We start from the raw sequence: 18221 nt of genomic DNA, 5'->3' as shown, positions 1-18221 counted from the left end.
ATTAATAATTTGAGCAAAAGCAAAGGAAGAGAAGAAAAGCAGTAAGAGGTACATAAACTTTGTTTTACGGATAAAACACATTTTGAGTCCTCCTTCATATATTTTGGTGCTTATTATTTATTTTAAACTTTTAATTCTTTCTTGGAACATTCTTTAACATATATCCTTTTTCGACAATGCCATAATAAACACATTTTGCCTAGCCTTGTCAAAAAATTCACAATAATTATACACTTTAAATGGAAATTAGACAATCTCCAATATAACAATTACAGAGTTAACTTATTTTTTAGTTCTAACAAATAGTCTTTTAACTCTTTAGGTATTTTGTCTCCAAATTTTGTATAAAATTCTTCTACCATTTCTATTTCTTTCTTCCAATCATCTTTGTTTATTTTCAACAACTTTTCAACTATTTCTTTATCTATATCTAAACCTGCCAAATCTAAAGAATCTATTTTAGGCAATAGTCCTATTTCAGACTCAGTAGCATCTACTTTCCCTTCAATCCTGTCTATCATCCATTTTATAACCCTTGAATTCTCTCTAAAGCCTGGCCACATAAACTTACCAACTTCATCTTTTCTAAACCAGTTTACCATAAATATTTTTGGCAAGTGTTTTACTTTTTTGCCAATATCAAGCCAATGCTGAAAATAATCTCCCATATTATAACCACAAAATGGGAGCATGGCCATAGGGTCTCTTCTTACTGCCCCTACTTTTCCAGTCGCAGCTGCAGTTGTCTCTGACCCTATTGATGAAGCAATAAAAACACCACTATTCCAATCTTTGGCCTCATATACTAAAGGTATGGTGTCCTTTCTACGCCCACCAAAAATTATGCCAGAAATTGGCACACCTCTAGGATTATCATATTCACAAGAAAGTGTTGGACAATTATACACAGAAACAGTAAACCTAGAATTTGGATGCGCCGCGGGTTTACCCAAATTTTTATCATATACTCCACCTTGCCAATCTGTCAAATCAGAAGGAACTTTATCCGAAACTCCTTCCCACCAAGGAGTATTATTACTATTATCTATAGCTGTATTTGTAAAAAGTGTAGGGGAAAATTTATCATTCTTTAACGTCTTCATCATAACAGGATTTGTCTTCATTCCTGTTCCAGGAGCAACACCAAAAAAACCTGATTCAGGATTAATTGCATAAAGTTTTCCATCATCACCTATATTTATCCAAGCAATATCATCACCCAAAGTCCAAACTTTATATCCTTTAAGAACAGGCTCTAAAAGCGCAAGATTTGTCTTCCCACACGCAGAGGGAAACGCTCCCAAAAAGTAAGTTATTTTCCCATCTGGAGCTTGTACACCAATAATAATCATATGTTCAGCAAGCCAACCTTCTTGCTTACCTAAATAGGATCCTATCCTTAATGAGTAACATTTCTTTCCTAACAAAGCATTACCACCATAACCAGAGCCAAAACTCATAACAAGATTTTCCTGAGGAAAGTGCATTATAAACCTTCTGTCAGGATTGACATCTCCTATTGAATGCATACCTCTAAAAAAATCTGAAGAATTGCCAATTTTTTCTATTGCTTGTTTCCCAACTCTAGACATAACACGCATACTTAAAGCAACATAAATAGAATCAGTTACTTGAATACAATTTTTTGCATATTTTGATTTTGGGTTCCCCATAACAAAAGGAATTATATACATCGTTCTTCCTTTCATTGCACCTTTAAAAAAGCCATCCATTTTATCTTTAGCTTCATTTGGATTTAACCAATTGTTGTTTGGTCCTGCTTCTTCTTGAGTTGGAGTACAAACAAAAGTTAAATGTTCTGTTCTTGCTACATCATTAGGGTTTGAATTATGATAATAAGAGTTTGGGTACTCTTGCCAATTTAACTTTTTTAAAACAGTTCTTCCTTCTAATGTAGATTTCTCAGCAAGATTTGCTAATCTTTCCGCTTCTTCATGAGTACCATCCATCACATAAACTTCATCAGGCAAAAAAAGCTCTCGCATTTCATTAACAAATAATTCCATTGGTGTTGACATTTTATTTATATGCTCCAATTTATATTCACTTGGGTCTATCTAAAAACTCTAACGCACATAGATACCGTAAATTTTGGCAATTAAGGCAAAATGCAAGGCTTATGTCTCTGTCTAAAAAGACGCAGTAAGGATGTATATTAGAGTTTTTAGAGAAACCATCTTATAAAGCAGCAGGCTTAAAACTCTCTTAAATATGTAACAAGCTTATGACCAAACTTCTATTTCTTCTTTTTCAACAATTACTTTTTTAGTAGGGTAAATTGACGTTAGTATCTCATTTGGTTTAAACCAAAGTTTGATTTCTCTTTGAGCTTCTTGTGTATCTGAAGAACAATGCACTACATTTTCATATACACCCTTTGTCGTTATCCTACCATAAGCTCCTCTTATAGAAACTGGATCTGCTTCTTCAGGATTTGTTGCACCTGCAATTTTTCTCATTCTTGCAATAGCATCCTCACCTTGATAAACAAAAGCTATAACTCTATCCCATGGCTCTCCATATATTTTCCCCTGTATATAGTCTATAAGTTCACCGAAAAAAGACTTATCTTTAAGCTGTTGATAATGAGCTTCTGCTAATTCTTTACTTACTTTAACAGCCTTTGCTCCTATAATAAGCATTCTTGCTTCAGAAAGCTTAGTTAAAATATTCCCTGTTAGAGATTTTTTTACTCCATCTGGTTTAATCAAAATTAAAAGTTGTTCAATCGCCATCAATTACTCCCCTTTTTTAAATTTATTTTTTTGTTTAAAAGTTCTATAATATTTTGCTCCTGTAAAAAGTATACCAGAAATAACATACAGACTAAACAATATAAAAATAACATTTTGAGGGAATGTTATTATAAGAAATAAAAGTATTATTATTAAAACCAATAATCTAAATGCTTTTGGCTTTGAAAGATCCATTTTTTTAAATGATAAATACGTAACATTTGATACCATAAGTAAAGATAATATTACTACAGTAATAGGCATAACTTTGAAGAAAATAGGCATACTTTTCATAAGGATTGGAATTGTTTTAAATGTCAAGTCTTGTCCTGGAGAAGCAATGAAAAGCTCGTAACTTAACACAAAAGATATTAGAAGTCCTGCAGAAGCTGGTGTAGGTAAACCTACAAAAGAACTATGAACAATACCTTCTTTGGATTGAACATTAAATTTTGCAAGCCTTAAAGCACTGCACACAACAAATAAAACAGCAATAGCAAGCCCAACTTTTCCCATGGAATTTAAAACAAGTTGATACATCATAATAGAAGGAGCAACACCAAAAGAAATTAAATCGCTTAAAGAATCCAGTTGTACACCGAACTCGCTAGATGTCTTGGTGAGTCGTGCAATCCTACCATCAGTCATATCAAAAGCTATCGCAAATATTAAAAACCATGCAGCTTGAGTAAAATTACCCTTCAGAGAAGCTACTATAGATAGATAACCACAAGAGATATTTCCACAAGTAAATAAGCTCGGTAAGATATAGATTCCTTTTCTTAAGCTTCTGTCCATGGTTTGGCATCTCCTCATCTATTTAAAATTGCAAAAATACTTACACCTGAAACAACTTTATCTCCAAATTTCACTTTAACGTCTACATTCTTTGGCATATGAATATCTACCTGAGAACTAAATTTTATCACCCCTATCTTATCTCCAGCTTTTAAAATATCCCCTGATTTAACCCAGGAAACGCACCTTCTAGCTAAAATTCCAGCAATCTGTTTAACAAGATATTTGCCATTCTCATTCTCTATTGTAATAATATTTTGCTCATTAACTATATGAGCTTGAGGCTCCATTGCTTTTAAAAATTTTCCAGGTTTATGTTCCACACCTACAACTTTACCAGCAATTGGAGAACGCTGTAAATGCACATCTAAAACAGACAAAAACACTCTAACAACTTTTTCTGTTTCACTTTCGCTAACTTCTAAAACAGTGCCATTACAAGGGGACAGAATTAAATTCTTTCCCTCTGTTATTTTTACATCCGGATCTCTAAAAAAATATAAACAAAATAAAGAAGCTAAAATAAATAAGAAGCCTAAAATATCTGCTATAATTCCAATATTAGAAAAAAACAAAATTAGACCTACAGCAAATGTTGAAATAATAAAAATATACCCTTCTTTTACAATTCTCATTTTAAAACATCCTTTAATATTTTATAATAGCGATTCTACTAAAAATACCTGTACGTGTCAAAATATAAAAATACCTGAAAAACCAATTATTTTTTTAATATTTAGCTCTTTTTTTCCAACTTCCAAGACAAATACGCATCTATAAAACCATCTATTTCTCCATCCATTACTAAATTAACTTGAGAGGTCTCATAACCTGTTCTATGGTCTTTTACAAGTTGATAGGGCATAAAAACATAAGAACGTATTTGACTACCCCACTCTATAGCGCCTTTTTCATTATAATGTTTTTCATAAGATGCTCTTTGTTTTTCTTGTTCAAGTTCATAGAGTTTAGCCTTCAAAAGTTTCATAGCTGTTGCTCTATTTTTTATTTGAGATCTATCATTTTGAGATTGAACAATAATGCCTGTTGGAATATGTGTAATTCTAACTGCAGAGTCTGTCTTATTAATGTGTTGTCCTCCAGCACCTGAAGCTCTATACGTATCAATCCTAATATCTTTATCTTCAATAACAATATTTATATTATCATCTATTTCAGGAATAACATCTACAGAACTAAAAGATGTATGCCTTCTTTTATTAGAATCAAAAGGAGAAATTCGAACCAATCTATGAACACCAACTTCCGACTGCAAAAAACCGTAAGCATACTCCCCTTTTATAATCATTGTTATACTTTTAATCCCAGCTTCCTCTCCATCTAAAGTATCAACAATATCTACCTCAAATCCTTTATCTTCAGCCCACCTGGAATACAGTCTCACAAGCATTTGAGCCCAATCGCAAGACTCAGTCCCACCAGCTCCAGCATGTATAGCCACAATTGCATTATTTTTATCATGCCTTTGGCCTAGTTTTGTTTTAGTTTCAAAAGCAAATAACTCCTGTTCAAGTTTTTTAGCACTTATTTCTATTTCAGATAAAGTATGCTCATCATTTTCTAAAATGGCAATTTCTTTTAAATCTATTAAATCTTGAAGTTGATTTTCCAGAGATGTCCAAGACTGGTTTAAATCTTTTAAGCTATTAAGTTCTGACATAATTTTTTTAGCATTATTTTGATCATTCCAAAAATTTGAATCAGATATTTTTATTTCAAGTTCTTTGATTTTTTGTATTTTAGTATCTAAATCAAAGCACCCTCCTTAACGCAATTATCCTTTCCTTTTGTTTTTCTAACATACAAGCCCTCTTTTTATTTTTTTATAAAAAATTTTTGAGAAATATAATATTAATACTATAAAAAATGTAGCTAAACTTATGCTCATGCAAACATATACAAATATATCACCGCGTTTTGTATAGAAAGTTAAAAAGTCATTTTGTAAAAATGTTCCTCTTAGTAAAGCTCTTTTTGAAGGCACTGTTTGACTCACAATAAAACCAGATGCATCAATTATTCCAGAAATACCAGAATTAGCAGATATTAACATCGACTTTCTATTTTCTACAGCCCTGAATACATTCATTATAAAGTGCTGCTCAAGTGCTGCGGTATCAAAAAACCATGCATCATTAGCTTGGTTTACAAGAACTTTGGCCCTAGAAAGAACAAAGTGCCTAGAAATGTCTGGGAAAAAATTTTCTGAACTTATTGTAGAACCTAAATATATTTTCCCATTATTAAAAACTTGAGTATCATCACCCTCAACAAAATCACCCATTTGATTTAAAACTCCAAAAAATCTTGAAAGGAAGGATTTGTACGGGATAAATTCCCCGAAAGGCACAAGATGATTTTTTTTATGGACAAAAACATAATCTCCGTTATCTTCAAAAGCAAATGTAGCATTATAAGGTAAATCTTTTTCAAAAAAATTAGAACCAACTATATTAAATCCACCTGCAATATTTACCATATATTTAGCATTATCATAAATATATTTATCTATCGGTACATATCCAGGCAAAACTGTTTCTGGCCATATAACCAAATCTGTTTTATTTTCAGAAATTTTAATAGCAAATTTGTTTAATATATCCGAAATCTGCTCTTTATAAGCATCATCCCATTTACGATTTTGGTCAATATTAGGTTGAACTATAGATACAGAAAATTCTTCTTGTCCAAAAAAATTAAACTTTTCTGCCCTTATCACTCCAAACACTAATACAATTAGAATAAAAAATAATGCTAAATATAAGTATTTCTTTTGATTTTCTTTAATCCAAAAATAAAAACACAAATTACAAAATAATATTAAAAATGATATTCCATAAACACCACAAATTTCAGACAATTGTATAATTTCAATAAATTTAAACTGTGAGTATCCAACTAACATCCAAGGAAACCCTGTAAGAAAATATGTTCTTATATATTCCAATAATACCCACAAACATGAACCAACAATAATAGTAATACTATTTGCAAATATTCTATTTTTAATTTTCCTAGTGTTTATATAAATAAAGGAAAAGAATAGGGCCCAAGCTCCCCAATATAAAGAAAGGTAAGCCCATAAACAACAAGAACTTATAATTGTTTGCACATATGAGCCCATATTAAGTTCTAACATCGGTACTAACCAATAAAGGCCTAAAGCATTAAAAGTAAATCCTGCTATAAAACCATAAAAAAATGATTTTTTAAAACTATTCTCTGTAACTACAAAAATGAATGGAATAAACGCTATCCATATTAAAAAAGAATAACTAAATTTAGGGAATGAACCGACCGCCATCAGACCAGTAAAACAGCAAAATATAATATTTTTATAATTTTTTATAAAATTACCTAAAGCTGCTTTATTTTTTATCAAACACATATTCATTTTGTGTAACACACCGTTTTCAATACATCTATTTTACACCGCAACACTTTTTATATTTTTTACCACTACCACAAGGACAAGTATCATTTCTGCCAATTTTGTTTAAATCCTTAAGTTTATTGGGTTCTACTTTTACTTTTTTATTTTCTAAAATAGAATTTGATTTTTTAACATCAGAAAAAACTTTATTTTCAACTTTAGGTTTTGTGTTTACTTGCACTTTAAATATATATTCTATAGTGTTTTCTCTAATTCTTTTCATCATGGACTCAAACAAAGCAAAAGATTCTTTTTGATACTCTATCTTAGGATCTTTTTGAGCATAAGCTCTAAAGCCTATACCTCTTTTTAATTGGTCAAGTTCGTATAGATGGTCTTTCCAAGAAGAGTCTATCATCTGTAAAAGAATCATTCTTTGTATCTGAGCCATAAGTTCTGGAGTAAGTTCTTCTTTTCTTTTCTCATAAGCTTCTAAAACTCTATCATAAATATCTTTAGAAAGAGCTTCTCTTGTCAAAAAGTTTGACTCATCTTTCCTGCCAACTTCATACTTAATACCAAAACTTCTAAAAAGCCATGCATCTATACTTGGGGAATCCCACTCTTCTGAATATTTTGCAGATGCCCACATATCAAGTTTTTCTTCTATTGACTCACTAATCATATCTTTTAGAGTGTCTGTAATATCTTCGCCTTCAAGAATTTCATTTCTTAAATTATAGACAGCTTCCCTTTGCTTATTCATAACATTGTCAAAATCTATCAGCTGTTTTCTTATATCAAAATTCATGCCTTCAACTTTCCTTTGAGCGCCCTCTACAGCTTTTGTTATCCATGGATGTTGAATATTTTCGTCCTCTTTTAGTCCAAATCTCTGCATCATAACAATCATTCTATCTGAGCCAAAAAGACGCATAAGCTCATCTTCCATAGAAAGAAAAAATCTTGTAGAGCCTGGATCTCCTTGTCTTCCAGCACGTCCTCTTAACTGATTATCTATTCTTCTAGATTCATGCCGTTCTGTTCCTATTATGTGTAGCCCACCTAAATTTTTAACTTCTTGGTTTTGCAATTTATCCTGAGCACCAAGAACAATATCTGTACCTCTTCCAGCCATATTTGTAGCTATAGTAACAGCTCCTTTAGCTCCTGCAGCAGAAATTATTTGTGCCTCAAGTTCATGATACTTTGCATTTAAAACCTGGTGAGGGATACCTCTTTGCCTAAGTATTGAAGCTATTTTTTCAGACTTTTCTATTGACCTTGTACCAACAAGAATAGGTTGACCTTTTCTCCAGAACTCTTCTATTTCATTAACTATGGCTTTATCCTTTTCTTTCTCTGTTCTATAAATAACATCTGGATGATCTTTCCTGATCATGGTGTTATTCGTAGGCACTTCTACAACTCCAAGCTTATAAATCTCCCAAAATTCTGCAGCCTCTGTTGAAGCAGTACCTGTCATACCTGATATTTTTTTATACATTCTAAAGAAATTCTGAAAAGTTATAGTCGCAAGAGTTTGGTTTTCAGCTGCAATCTTCAAGTTCTCTTTTGCTTCTACAGCTTGATGCAAACCATCAGACCATCTTCTTCCGGGCATCAGTCTACCTGTAAATTCATCAACTATTATTACTTCACCATTCTTTACAACATATTCAACATCTTTATGATATAAATTATGTGCTCTTATAGCTTGAGTTATATGATGCACCCATTCTGACTGTAAATCATCATAGATATTTTTAACGCCTAATATTTTCTCTGCTTTTAAAATACCTTGCTCTGTTAAAACTACAGAATGATTTTTTTCGTCAAGAAGATAGTCATAACCTTTTGACAAATCTACATTATCATACTTTGCTTTTATTTCTTCAGTCTCTGTAATCGCTCTTCCCTTTAACATAGGAACTATTCTATCTGAAATATAATATTTATCTGTGGACTGTTCTGCAGCGCCAGATATAATAAGCGGAGTTCTTGCTTCATCAATTAAAATAGAATCTACTTCATCTATAATTGCATAATTTAAAGGACACAAAACTCTTTCCTCTTTTGAGGGGACCATATTGTCTCTTAAATAATCAAAGCCAAGCTCATTATTTGTAACGTAAGTTATATCACAATTATAAGCTTGCCTTCTTTCTTCATTTTTAGTTTCATGCCCAACATTCCCAACCGTAAGCCCTAATTTTTCATAGATTTCACCCATCCATTCTTTATCTCTTTTTGCCAAATAGTCATTAACTGTTACAATATGTACGCCTTTACCAGGTAAAGCATTTAAATACGCAGCAAGCGTTGCGACCAAAGTTTTACCCTCACCTGTCTTCATTTCAGATATTTTACCCTTATGAAGAATATATCCGCCCATTATCTGTACATCAAAATGTCTTAAACCTATTGTTCTAACAGAGGCTTCTCTAACACAAGCAAAAGCTTCTGGCAAAATGTCATCTAGGGTTTCCCCTTTTGCGAAACGGTCTCTAAACTCAACCGTTTTATTTTTTAAATCTTTATCTGAAAGTTGCTTAATAGTTACTTCTAAAGCATTAACTTTTTCCACTACGGGTTTTATTGCTTTTATATCTCTTTCATTTTGAGACCCAAAAATCAAACCAAGAATAGCTTTTAACATTAATTTCCACCTTATAATTTGAGTCTGTCTAAGAACCCTAATTCCTATCCTTTCCTTACTGCATCTTTTCCGACACTGCAGCGTTAAACACTCCTATATCACAAACTGACGCTTATCACTCGATAAACTCTGCGTTTTTTGGCTTGCTTTGTCGAAAAATTCACTGCAATCCATACGCACTACAGTTTTTAGAAAGACCAATTTAAATATTTAGTTAATTATAGCTTTATTTTTAAGTATTTTAAATAAGTTTTACAATTATCTAAGGGAGGTTTTGCATAAAACTTTTAATATTGAATTAAAATCGTCTAAATTAACCATCGTATTAATCATAAAACGTATTTTTGAAGCATTAGGAAAATCTTTAACATAATAATGTGCAACTTTTCTAAAAGCAACTAGTCTTCTTTCTTTGCCATAATTATCAACTAAATATTTAACATGCTTTTTTAGCCATTGAATTTTTTCTTCTTTGCTAGGAGCTGGTAAAATTTTACCGGAAGACAAAAAATTTTCTAATCTTTTGAATATGGAATAATTACCAATAGCCCCACGCCCTATCATTATACCTGCACAGCGTGGTATTTTCATAAAATCCTGAGCAGTTTTCTCATCAACAATACCACCATTTGCAATAATTGGAATTTTAGCATCAACACACGATTCTTCAAAAGCATTTAAATCAGGTCTTCCTGAATGCCCTAAAGATGCAGGCCTAGCATGTACTACTACCATTTTTACACCAACTTCTTGAGCTATATGTATAATTTCTTTTGCCACGTTTTGACCTGGCAAAAGTCCTATACGTATTTTAATTGTAACCGGAATTTCTACACTATGTACAACAGATTCTAAAATCTTAGCTACCAAACGTTCATTTGCAAGAAGTTTTGCACCAGCTCCAGCTTTTGCTACTTTTCGTACAGGACAACTCAAATTAATGTCGACAATATCAGCACCAATATCTTGCACAATTTTAGCAGCTTCGCTCATAATGTTAATTTCACTGCCAAATATTTGTGCAGCAACTGGCCTTTCCTGATTGTTTATTTTCAAAAGACTTTTAGTTTTTTCATCACGATAAACAAGAGCTTTAGCTGAAACCATTTCAGTATATACTAATCCTGCACCACCTTCTTTTGCAAGAATGCGTAATGGTAAGTCTGTAATACCTGCCATTGGAGCAAGAAAAATATTATTGCAAAATTTTATGTTATCTACGTTTAATTTATTCATTTTTATTATTTTGACTTACCAATTAGATAAAAGAAGAGATGGGTTCGACTTTAGTTGAAAACTACTATAACTTAATCCACATTTTTTTTGTTTTAAGTATGCACAGCTGCCAATCATAGCAGCATTATCTGTACAATATATAGGAGAAGGAATAAAAACTTTTATTTTATTTCTTTGACCATTTTCTAAAAACATATATCTTATTAAAGAATTAGAACTTGCACCTCCTCCTAAAACAACCTTTTTTAAATTAAATTCTTTAGCAGCCTCAAAAGCTTTAAAATTTAAAGTCTCAGCTATTGCCATCCTAAAAGATGCACATATATCGTTTAAGTGTTGCCCACTTTTTATAGGATTTGCTTTAAGATAGTTTAAAAGTGATGTTTTTATCCCAGAAAACGAAAAATCCCAACTGCCTTTTAAATATGGACGAGTAAATTTAATTGCAGAAGGATTACCTCTAGAAGATTTTTCATCAATTATTGGCCCACCTGGATATGAAAGACCTAACATTTTTGCAGCTTTATCAAAAGCTTCTCCGACCGCGTCATCTCTTGTACCACCTAATATTTTATATTTACCGAAATCTTCCACTATAATAAGTTCTGTATGTCCACCAGATATTATAAGAGCTAAAAATGGCGGTTTCAGAGATTTATTTTCAATAAAAGTAGAATATATGTGCCCTTCTAAATGATTTACAGGTATTAATGGTTTTCTATATACGCTTGCTAATGATTTTGCCACAACTGAACCAACAAGCAATGCTCCAGCAAGACCAGGACCTACAGTAAAAGCTATAGCGTCAATTTTTTTTGTAAAATCGTTAAAACTAATTTCAGCGTCGCTTAAAGTTTTAGCTATTACAGGATTTATATTTTCTATATGCGCGCGACTTGCAAGCTCTGGAACAACTCCAAAAAACTTTGCATGTATAGAGATTTGTGATGAAATTACTAAAGATTTTACATCTAAACCATTTGAAATAACTGATGCAGAAGTTTCATCACAAGATGTTTCTATGGCAAGAATATTCATTTCTTATATCCATTCTTTAAAGATTTTACAGGAACAACAGTTATATTAGAATATGTCTTATCAGGAGAATAAAATCTATAAGTGGCAGAACCATCTATATTATTTAATCTACTTAGGCCTATTTTCATATCCCTAGCAATTTTTCTAAAATCTTCTTGAAAAAATTCTATATTTTGATTAGGTTTGAGTTTTATTACTTTATAAAATTCGTCCCATTTAGCATTAACTGTTTTTCTTTCCCTTACATATTGCTTTAGGATATCATCTTGTGTGACATTATGTTCAACTAAAATCTCAACAATTTTTGTTTCTATAGATACATCAGTTGAAATTTTTTGTCTTTTCACAGGTTGTGTACAGAACCATATACCTACTCCACAAAAAAACAACACAACTAGATATAACTTAATCCATAAACTTTCTCTTTTTCCCTTCCGTTCCATACACTCTCCAAACACACAAATTATCTTTTCTTCTTTAAACCAGATGATACCTTAGAGGTTTCTATCTCTTCCATAATTTTATTGGTTTTAATTATCTCCAAAGCTTTATTTAAAGCTTTATCTTCTACTTCATTTTTTAACTCTTTATCTTTTTCAAATAACATATCACCATGTGCATAAAGTTTAATTTCTTCCTCTCTAGTAACATTGACATCGATATCTGGAGTAATACCATTTTTTGCTGTTTTTTCATTTGAACGCTCAATCGGACGACCAGATGGCAAATAATATTTTGCTGTAGTAAGTCTTAATGCTGTTCCATCAGACAAAGGAAAAATAGTTTGCACACTACCTTTGCCAAAGGTGTTTGAGCCCACTATTAATGCTCGTTTAAAATCTTGCATAACTCCAGAAACAATTTCAGAAGCAGAAGCTGAACCTCTATTTATAAGTATAACAACCGGAAGATCAAAAAAAAGTCCTCCTCCATCGGTAAAATACTCTGTTTTTGTTTCCTCTATTTTACCTTTTGTAGTAAGAACTAATCTTCGCTCACTCACAAACATACTAACTATTTCTAATGCCGATTCTAATAGGCCACCAGGATTATTTCTTAAATCTAAAATTAAAGCTTTTATATTTTGACTTTTATAATTTAAAAGTTCATTACGTATGTCAGCTGCGCTTTGAGAGTTAAATTCGGCAAGCCTAATATAAGCAATGTTTTTATCAAAAATAGTAGATTTAACAGTTTCTATTTTTACCTTCTCTCTTACAAGAGTAAATTCTACTTCTTTAGCATCTTTCCCTCTACATATTGTAAGTTTAACTTTTTTACCTACTTTACCTCTCATTATACTAACAGCCCTGTCAGTTGACATTCCGACGCTAGATTTATCATTTATTTTTATAATTCTATCTTCAGGCAAAATTCCAGCTTTATAAGCAGATGTCCCTGGTAAAGGAGACACCACAATTAAATTTGAGTTTTTTGTCATAATCCTTAGTCCTACACCACCATAGGAACCATCTGCTTCCGTTTGTACTTCTTTGTATGCTTTTTCTTCCATATATTGTGAAAATAGATCTAAAGTGCCTGCCATACCTTTTATTGCATTAATTACTAAATTCTTGGGTTTGGTTTCAGAAACATAATTTGTATTTATTATTTCCATAACGTCTACAAAAGTACTTAATTTTTCGTAAGTTTCATCAGTTTGCGAAAAAATAGAAATTTGGCAAAAAAACATCAATATTAAAAGAGGAAATATTTTTTTCATCTATCTTATTTACCCCAAAACAATATTTTTAAGGGCTTTTCTGAAAAACTATATGTGTATAATCGCTGTGAATTTTTTGACAATTCAAGGCAAAAAACACAGAGCTTATACATATAGTAAACACAAGCTTTTAGTGCAGCAGTTGTAAAAATAACATAATAAGGATATACAAGGCTTTAGGCAGATCCGTAACTTTATTTTAACCACAAAATAGGGTTTTCAGACACATTATTTTTCCTTATTTCAAAATAGAGCACATTATTTTTCCCACTGCCAACACTAGCAAGTACCTCACCTTTGGATACTTTCTGATCTTCTTTAACGTAAATATTTTCTAAAAGTCCATAAATAGAAAAAAGAGAACTTTTATGGTCTATTATAACAACTTTCCCATAAGAACGAAAATTACCAACAAAAACAACTCTTCCAGAACTAATACTTTTTACTTTATTAAAATTTGTCGTTTTAATTTTTATTCCATTGCTTATCACATAAGTATCAAGTTGAGGATGTCGGCTTTTACCAAAATTTACAATAATTTTACCGTTTAGAGGCCAAGGCAAAGATTTTTTTCTCTTTACTAGCATACTTTTATCAACAACATAAACATCTTTTTGTTTATTCGAAAAACTAATCTTGTTTATTAAATCCTGCATAGCTTTTGCACTGTCATTTAAGGCTTTTATTTCTTGTTCTGCAACTACAAGTTTACCTGATACTGTATCTAAAAGCTTATTCTTTTCTTCTATCAGGCTTCTATGTTTTACTACTAACGATTTTTCTTGTTTTTGTAAGTTTAAAAGTTTGTCTTTTGTGTTCTGCCATTTTTTTAGATCTAAAGAAAAATTAGTTAGTTCTCTTTTGGTCTTTTCATAATTTGCCTTTTTATTTTCTAAAATTCTTCGTCTTATTTTATATTCAAGAGGGTTTTTTTCATAAGGCAATATAAAAGTTATTTTATTAAAAAAATCTACTTCATCTTGCATGTTTTTATCACAATTTTTACTTTTTAAAAAAGCAATATTATACAACTTAGATGATTTTTCAAGGTTTTTTTGCGCTACTGCTATATCCTTTATACACTGATTAAGTTTTTGTTCTGTAAGTGCAATATCTCTATTTAATTCATCAAGTTCTTTTTTAAAAGTTTTTTTTTGAATAATAAGTTTATTCTTTTCTTGCTCTTTGGATTGAATAGTCGCTTTTACTTTTGTTAATTGTTCTGATTTTATTCTTAAGTCAGAATTTTCAGAAAATGACAGATCTGAACAAAACAATAAAAAAATTAATAAGAATATTTTTTTCATATTATTTAACGTTATTACAATTTATTATCAAATACTAATCCTATTATAGTAACAAAAGGGATCACAAGCGAAATCAACGGCTTATTTATTGACAAATCGCATTGAACAAATATACTAAACATCCAAATTACAAAAAAACCTACAGAAGCTGCCATAAAATAAAAACAGAGTTTTCGAATAAGTTTTTTTATAAAGAATCCTTGTAAAAAAACAGCAAAAATAAATTTAAAAACAATCAAACTTCCAAATATAACAAAAAGATAGAAGAAAGTTTTTTGACATGATATTAACAAACTTTTAAGTTTCCTATATTGATTAAAAGAATAAGTATCAAAAACTACTTCATCAACACCATTAATGGCCTCTATGCCATTGCGTATTTTTAGCAAATATTTTTCATCAAAAATTTCCTTGGGTAAAACAACAGCATAACTGCCAATAGACCCTATATCTTCAAAAGTTGATATATCCTTTAAAAAAGGATTCTTTTCTAAAGCTTTTAAATACGACTGAGAAGAGTCCACTAATTCCTTAATGTACAACTCATCCTCTTTTGTTATTTCTTCACAAATTGCCTTTATATCCTTAACATCATTTTTTAAAAACACAACGATATTAAGATCATCATAGACTGAACAAACATATGATTGCACTTGATAATAATAATTTAAAAACAAAACAAAAAACGAACTAAAAAACATTACGCTTAAAAACTTTATAATATTATTTACCATTTTTACCAACTTGCTACCACCTAGGGGTTCCTCTAAAAATCCTAGTAATTAACTTCTAACAAAAATCATCTCTTTTAATTTATTTATAGTTAAATCATTATACATTTTTTCATATTTTAAAACAGATCTATCCCAAGAAAAATTGCTATTTAAAGCATTTAACATTAAAGTATGCCAGTTTTGTTTGTCATTAAATATTTTTTGCGATTTTAAAACTGTCTGAACAAAGTTCTCTCCATAAGTTATATTAAACACAAAACCGTTTCCCTCTTTTGTGAAATGATTATAGTAAACTATAGTATCTGAAAGCCCTCCTGTACGATTAACTATAGGAATAGTTCCATAAGCTAAAGCTATCATTTGACTAAGACCACAAGGTTCAAACTTAGAAGGCATCATGTAGCTATCGCAACCTGCATAAATTTTGTGAGCAAGTTTTTCATTATAATCAAAAAACACAGCAACTTTCTTTGGCATACTTAATGCAGCTTCTTTTAGTCTATTTTTTATTGTATCATCACCTGAACCTAAAATAACAAATTGCATATCATAATTTTTTAAACTGTATAATGCATCAAGTATGATATCAAAACCTTTCTGATTATCTAATCTTGAAACACAACCAAACATATATGTACTGTCATTTACTTTAAACCCACAAAGCTTTTGTAAATCTCTTTTACAAAGCTTTTTCCCATTTAAGTTATTTTTATCGTAATTTGCTGCTATAGTCTTATCTCTAAAGGGATCCCAATAGCTATAATCTATACCGTTTAAAATACCGTAAACTTCATCATATCTAGAATTTAATACAACTTCCATACCTCTACCATTAAATTCTTTTATTTCCTTTGCATAAGTAGGACTTACAGTAGAAACAGCATCAGCCATAGCAATAGCACATTTCATAAAATTTATATTGTTGTAATATTCTAACTTTTCCGGAGTAAAGTCAGCCCAAGAAAAACCAGCCTCTACTACTGTTTCTGCACTAAATTGTCCTTGATAGGCAATATTGTGTATTGTGAATGCACAAGAGGTATTCCAAAAAAAACCATCATTTTTTAAATTTGTCTTAAGATATGCAGGAATCAAACCTGTTTGCCAATCGTGGCAATGTATAACATCTGGTCTAAACATTAAAGCCTTAATAGATTCTAAAACTGCTCTACAAAAAAATATATATCGTTCTTTATTGTCAACATAGTCTAGTCCTGTACTACTACTATATATTCCATCACGATTAAAAAAATGCATATTCTCTATAAAATAAACTTCTATTCTATCTTCTGTTGTACAATACTTTACTCTAAAGCTTTCAGTACTCTTTCCTACTTGAACATTTAATCTAAATGGAAGAGTTTGTAAATTATATTTTTTGCCATCTATATGCCTATATTTTGGTAAAATTATTTTTATATTATGACCTAACTTTTTTAAATATTTAGGCAAGGTCCCTACAACATCTGCCAAACCTCCAACTTTCACAAAGGGGAAACATTCTGAAGCAACCATTAAAATATTCATTTAACACTCTTAATAAAGCTCTCTTAAAAATTTTGCAGCATATTCAGGTGCTACTGGGTTCACATGTAAACCACTATCCCATTCAAAACCAATATTATTTACGATCGCAGGTTTTATGCTAATATACCAATGATAAAATGGAGTATTAACATCTTTTAAAGGACTTATATGAAGAGTATAATTATATGAACAATTATCCAAAGTTTTACTTATTTTTGATAATATCTCTTTTGTTATTTTAGATAAGCTTTCTATTTCATCCTTCGCAATAAGATCAAAGTCTGACTTATGATTTTTTGGAAAAATCCATGTTTCAAAGGGATATCTAGATGCATACGGACAGAAAGCAATAAACAAATCGTTTTCAAAAATAATTCTTACTGAATTTGCAGTTTCTTGAGCGATAATATCACAAAAAACACATCTTTCTTTATTAGCAAAATAATCCCTACATGCATTAATTTCAGATTTTATAATACCCGTAATTGCTGGCATTGCTATAAGTTGAGAATGAGGATGCTCTAAAATAGCATTTGCAAATCTCCCATAATTTTTAAAAAACAAAATATACTCTAGCCTTTCATCTTTACGTAAATCTTTTATACGCATAACTAGAGCTCTGTACAAAACATTGTAATAATAAATAGAGGCACCTTGAGGTTTAACAAAATGTTCTGGAGTCTCTATAAAAATTTCGTGAACTCCAAACCCGTGTATTTTGTCATATATACCATCTGCTTCTTTTTTTAAAGCAGTTTCAATATTTAATATGGGATTATTATTTGGAACCACTCTTAACTGCCAATTTCTTAAATCTCCCTCTTTGGGAATAGTTAAGATATCCTTTTTGGTCATAAACTCATTACCAGGACAAAAAGGACACTTAGAAATATCTGTGGGGTACTTGTCATGATCTAAAATTTTATTAATATTTCTTGAAGAATCTATAATAACCCAACTGCCTAAAACTGGGTCTTTTCTAAATTCAGACATTACTACCCCTTTTAGAGAGAACCTTTATTTATTTATTTTATCTAACAGTTTCATAA

15 protein-coding genes are annotated in these 18221 nt (G+C 30.8%); all 15 read right to left on the bottom strand.

Features of this window, described 5'->3' with window-relative positions:
• Window positions 1-269: 269 nt before the first annotated feature.
• On the bottom strand, window positions 270-2039 hold the full coding sequence (locus tag LBD57_RS01620) for a phosphoenolpyruvate carboxykinase (GTP) (RefSeq protein ID WP_373469601.1): 1770 nt from the start codon (window positions 2037-2039) through the stop codon (window positions 270-272).
• Window positions 2040-2243: 204 nt separating this feature from the next.
• The gene (locus LBD57_RS01615) at window positions 2244-2756 is read right to left on the bottom strand and encodes a nucleoside-diphosphate kinase (RefSeq protein WP_373469600.1); all 513 of its coding nucleotides are present in this window, start codon (window positions 2754-2756) and stop codon (window positions 2244-2246) included.
• 3 nt (window positions 2757-2759) lie between these two features.
• On the bottom strand, window positions 2760-3554 hold the full coding sequence (gene pssA / locus LBD57_RS01610; RefSeq protein WP_373469599.1) for a CDP-diacylglycerol--serine O-phosphatidyltransferase: 795 nt from the start codon (window positions 3552-3554) through the stop codon (window positions 2760-2762).
• 14 nt (window positions 3555-3568) lie between these two features.
• On the bottom strand, window positions 3569-4189 hold the full coding sequence (locus LBD57_RS01605) for a phosphatidylserine decarboxylase (RefSeq protein ID WP_373469598.1): 621 nt from the start codon (window positions 4187-4189) through the stop codon (window positions 3569-3571).
• A 101-nt stretch (window positions 4190-4290) separates the two neighbouring features.
• A protein-coding gene (prfB, locus tag LBD57_RS01600) for a peptide chain release factor 2 (protein ID WP_373469597.1) occupies window positions 4291-5377 on the bottom strand; the annotation gives its coding sequence in 2 pieces (ribosomal slippage) (window positions 4291-5337 and window positions 5339-5377; 1086 coding nt in all).
• Window positions 5371-6969, bottom strand: a complete 1599-nt coding sequence (lnt, locus tag LBD57_RS01595; RefSeq protein ID WP_373469596.1) for an apolipoprotein N-acyltransferase — start codon at window positions 6967-6969, stop codon at window positions 5371-5373. The genes prfB and lnt overlap by 7 nt, the downstream gene beginning before the upstream one ends.
• A 28-nt stretch (window positions 6970-6997) precedes the next feature.
• Window positions 6998-9607 (bottom strand): preprotein translocase subunit SecA, encoded by a 2610-nt coding sequence (secA, locus tag LBD57_RS01590; protein WP_373469595.1) that lies wholly within the window; start codon window positions 9605-9607, stop codon window positions 6998-7000.
• Between the two features lie 258 nt (window positions 9608-9865).
• Complete coding sequence (dusB, locus tag LBD57_RS01585) at window positions 9866-10843, bottom strand: tRNA dihydrouridine synthase DusB (protein ID WP_373469594.1); 978 nt, start codon at window positions 10841-10843, stop codon at window positions 9866-9868.
• Between the two features lie 15 nt (window positions 10844-10858).
• Complete coding sequence (tsaD, locus tag LBD57_RS01580; protein WP_373469593.1) at window positions 10859-11881, bottom strand: tRNA (adenosine(37)-N6)-threonylcarbamoyltransferase complex transferase subunit TsaD; 1023 nt, start codon at window positions 11879-11881, stop codon at window positions 10859-10861.
• The gene (locus LBD57_RS01575) at window positions 11878-12324 is read right to left on the bottom strand and encodes a hypothetical protein (RefSeq protein ID WP_373469592.1); all 447 of its coding nucleotides are present in this window, start codon (window positions 12322-12324) and stop codon (window positions 11878-11880) included. The genes tsaD and LBD57_RS01575 overlap by 4 nt, the downstream gene beginning before the upstream one ends.
• Window positions 12325-12344: 20 nt before the next feature.
• Complete coding sequence (locus tag LBD57_RS01570) at window positions 12345-13604, bottom strand: S41 family peptidase (protein ID WP_373469591.1); 1260 nt, start codon at window positions 13602-13604, stop codon at window positions 12345-12347.
• Window positions 13605-13798: 194 nt separating this feature from the next.
• Window positions 13799-14911 carry a murein hydrolase activator EnvC gene (locus LBD57_RS01565; RefSeq protein ID WP_373469590.1) on the bottom strand — a complete coding sequence of 371 codons (1113 nt, stop codon included), beginning with the start codon at window positions 14909-14911 and terminating at the stop codon, window positions 13799-13801.
• Between the two features lie 14 nt (window positions 14912-14925).
• Window positions 14926-15654: a hypothetical protein gene (locus tag LBD57_RS01560; protein ID WP_373469589.1), complete on the bottom strand. Its 729-nt coding sequence runs from the start codon at window positions 15652-15654 to the stop codon at window positions 14926-14928.
• 39 nt (window positions 15655-15693) lie between these two features.
• Window positions 15694-17172: a glycogen synthase GlgA gene (gene glgA / locus LBD57_RS01555; RefSeq protein ID WP_373469588.1), complete on the bottom strand. Its 1479-nt coding sequence runs from the start codon at window positions 17170-17172 to the stop codon at window positions 15694-15696.
• 9 nt (window positions 17173-17181) lie between these two features.
• Complete coding sequence (locus LBD57_RS01550) at window positions 17182-18165, bottom strand: DUF4931 domain-containing protein (RefSeq protein WP_373469587.1); 984 nt, start codon at window positions 18163-18165, stop codon at window positions 17182-17184.
• Window positions 18166-18221: the final 56 nt, after the last annotated feature.

The sequence above is a fragment of the Candidatus Endomicrobiellum cubanum genome, from assembly GCF_031278955.1.
GTDB classification, from domain to species: domain Bacteria; phylum Elusimicrobiota; class Endomicrobiia; order Endomicrobiales; family Endomicrobiaceae; genus Endomicrobiellum; species Endomicrobiellum cubanum.
The sequence above is the reverse complement of the archived record's forward strand: the minus strand, read 5'-3'. Positions and strand labels throughout refer to the sequence as shown.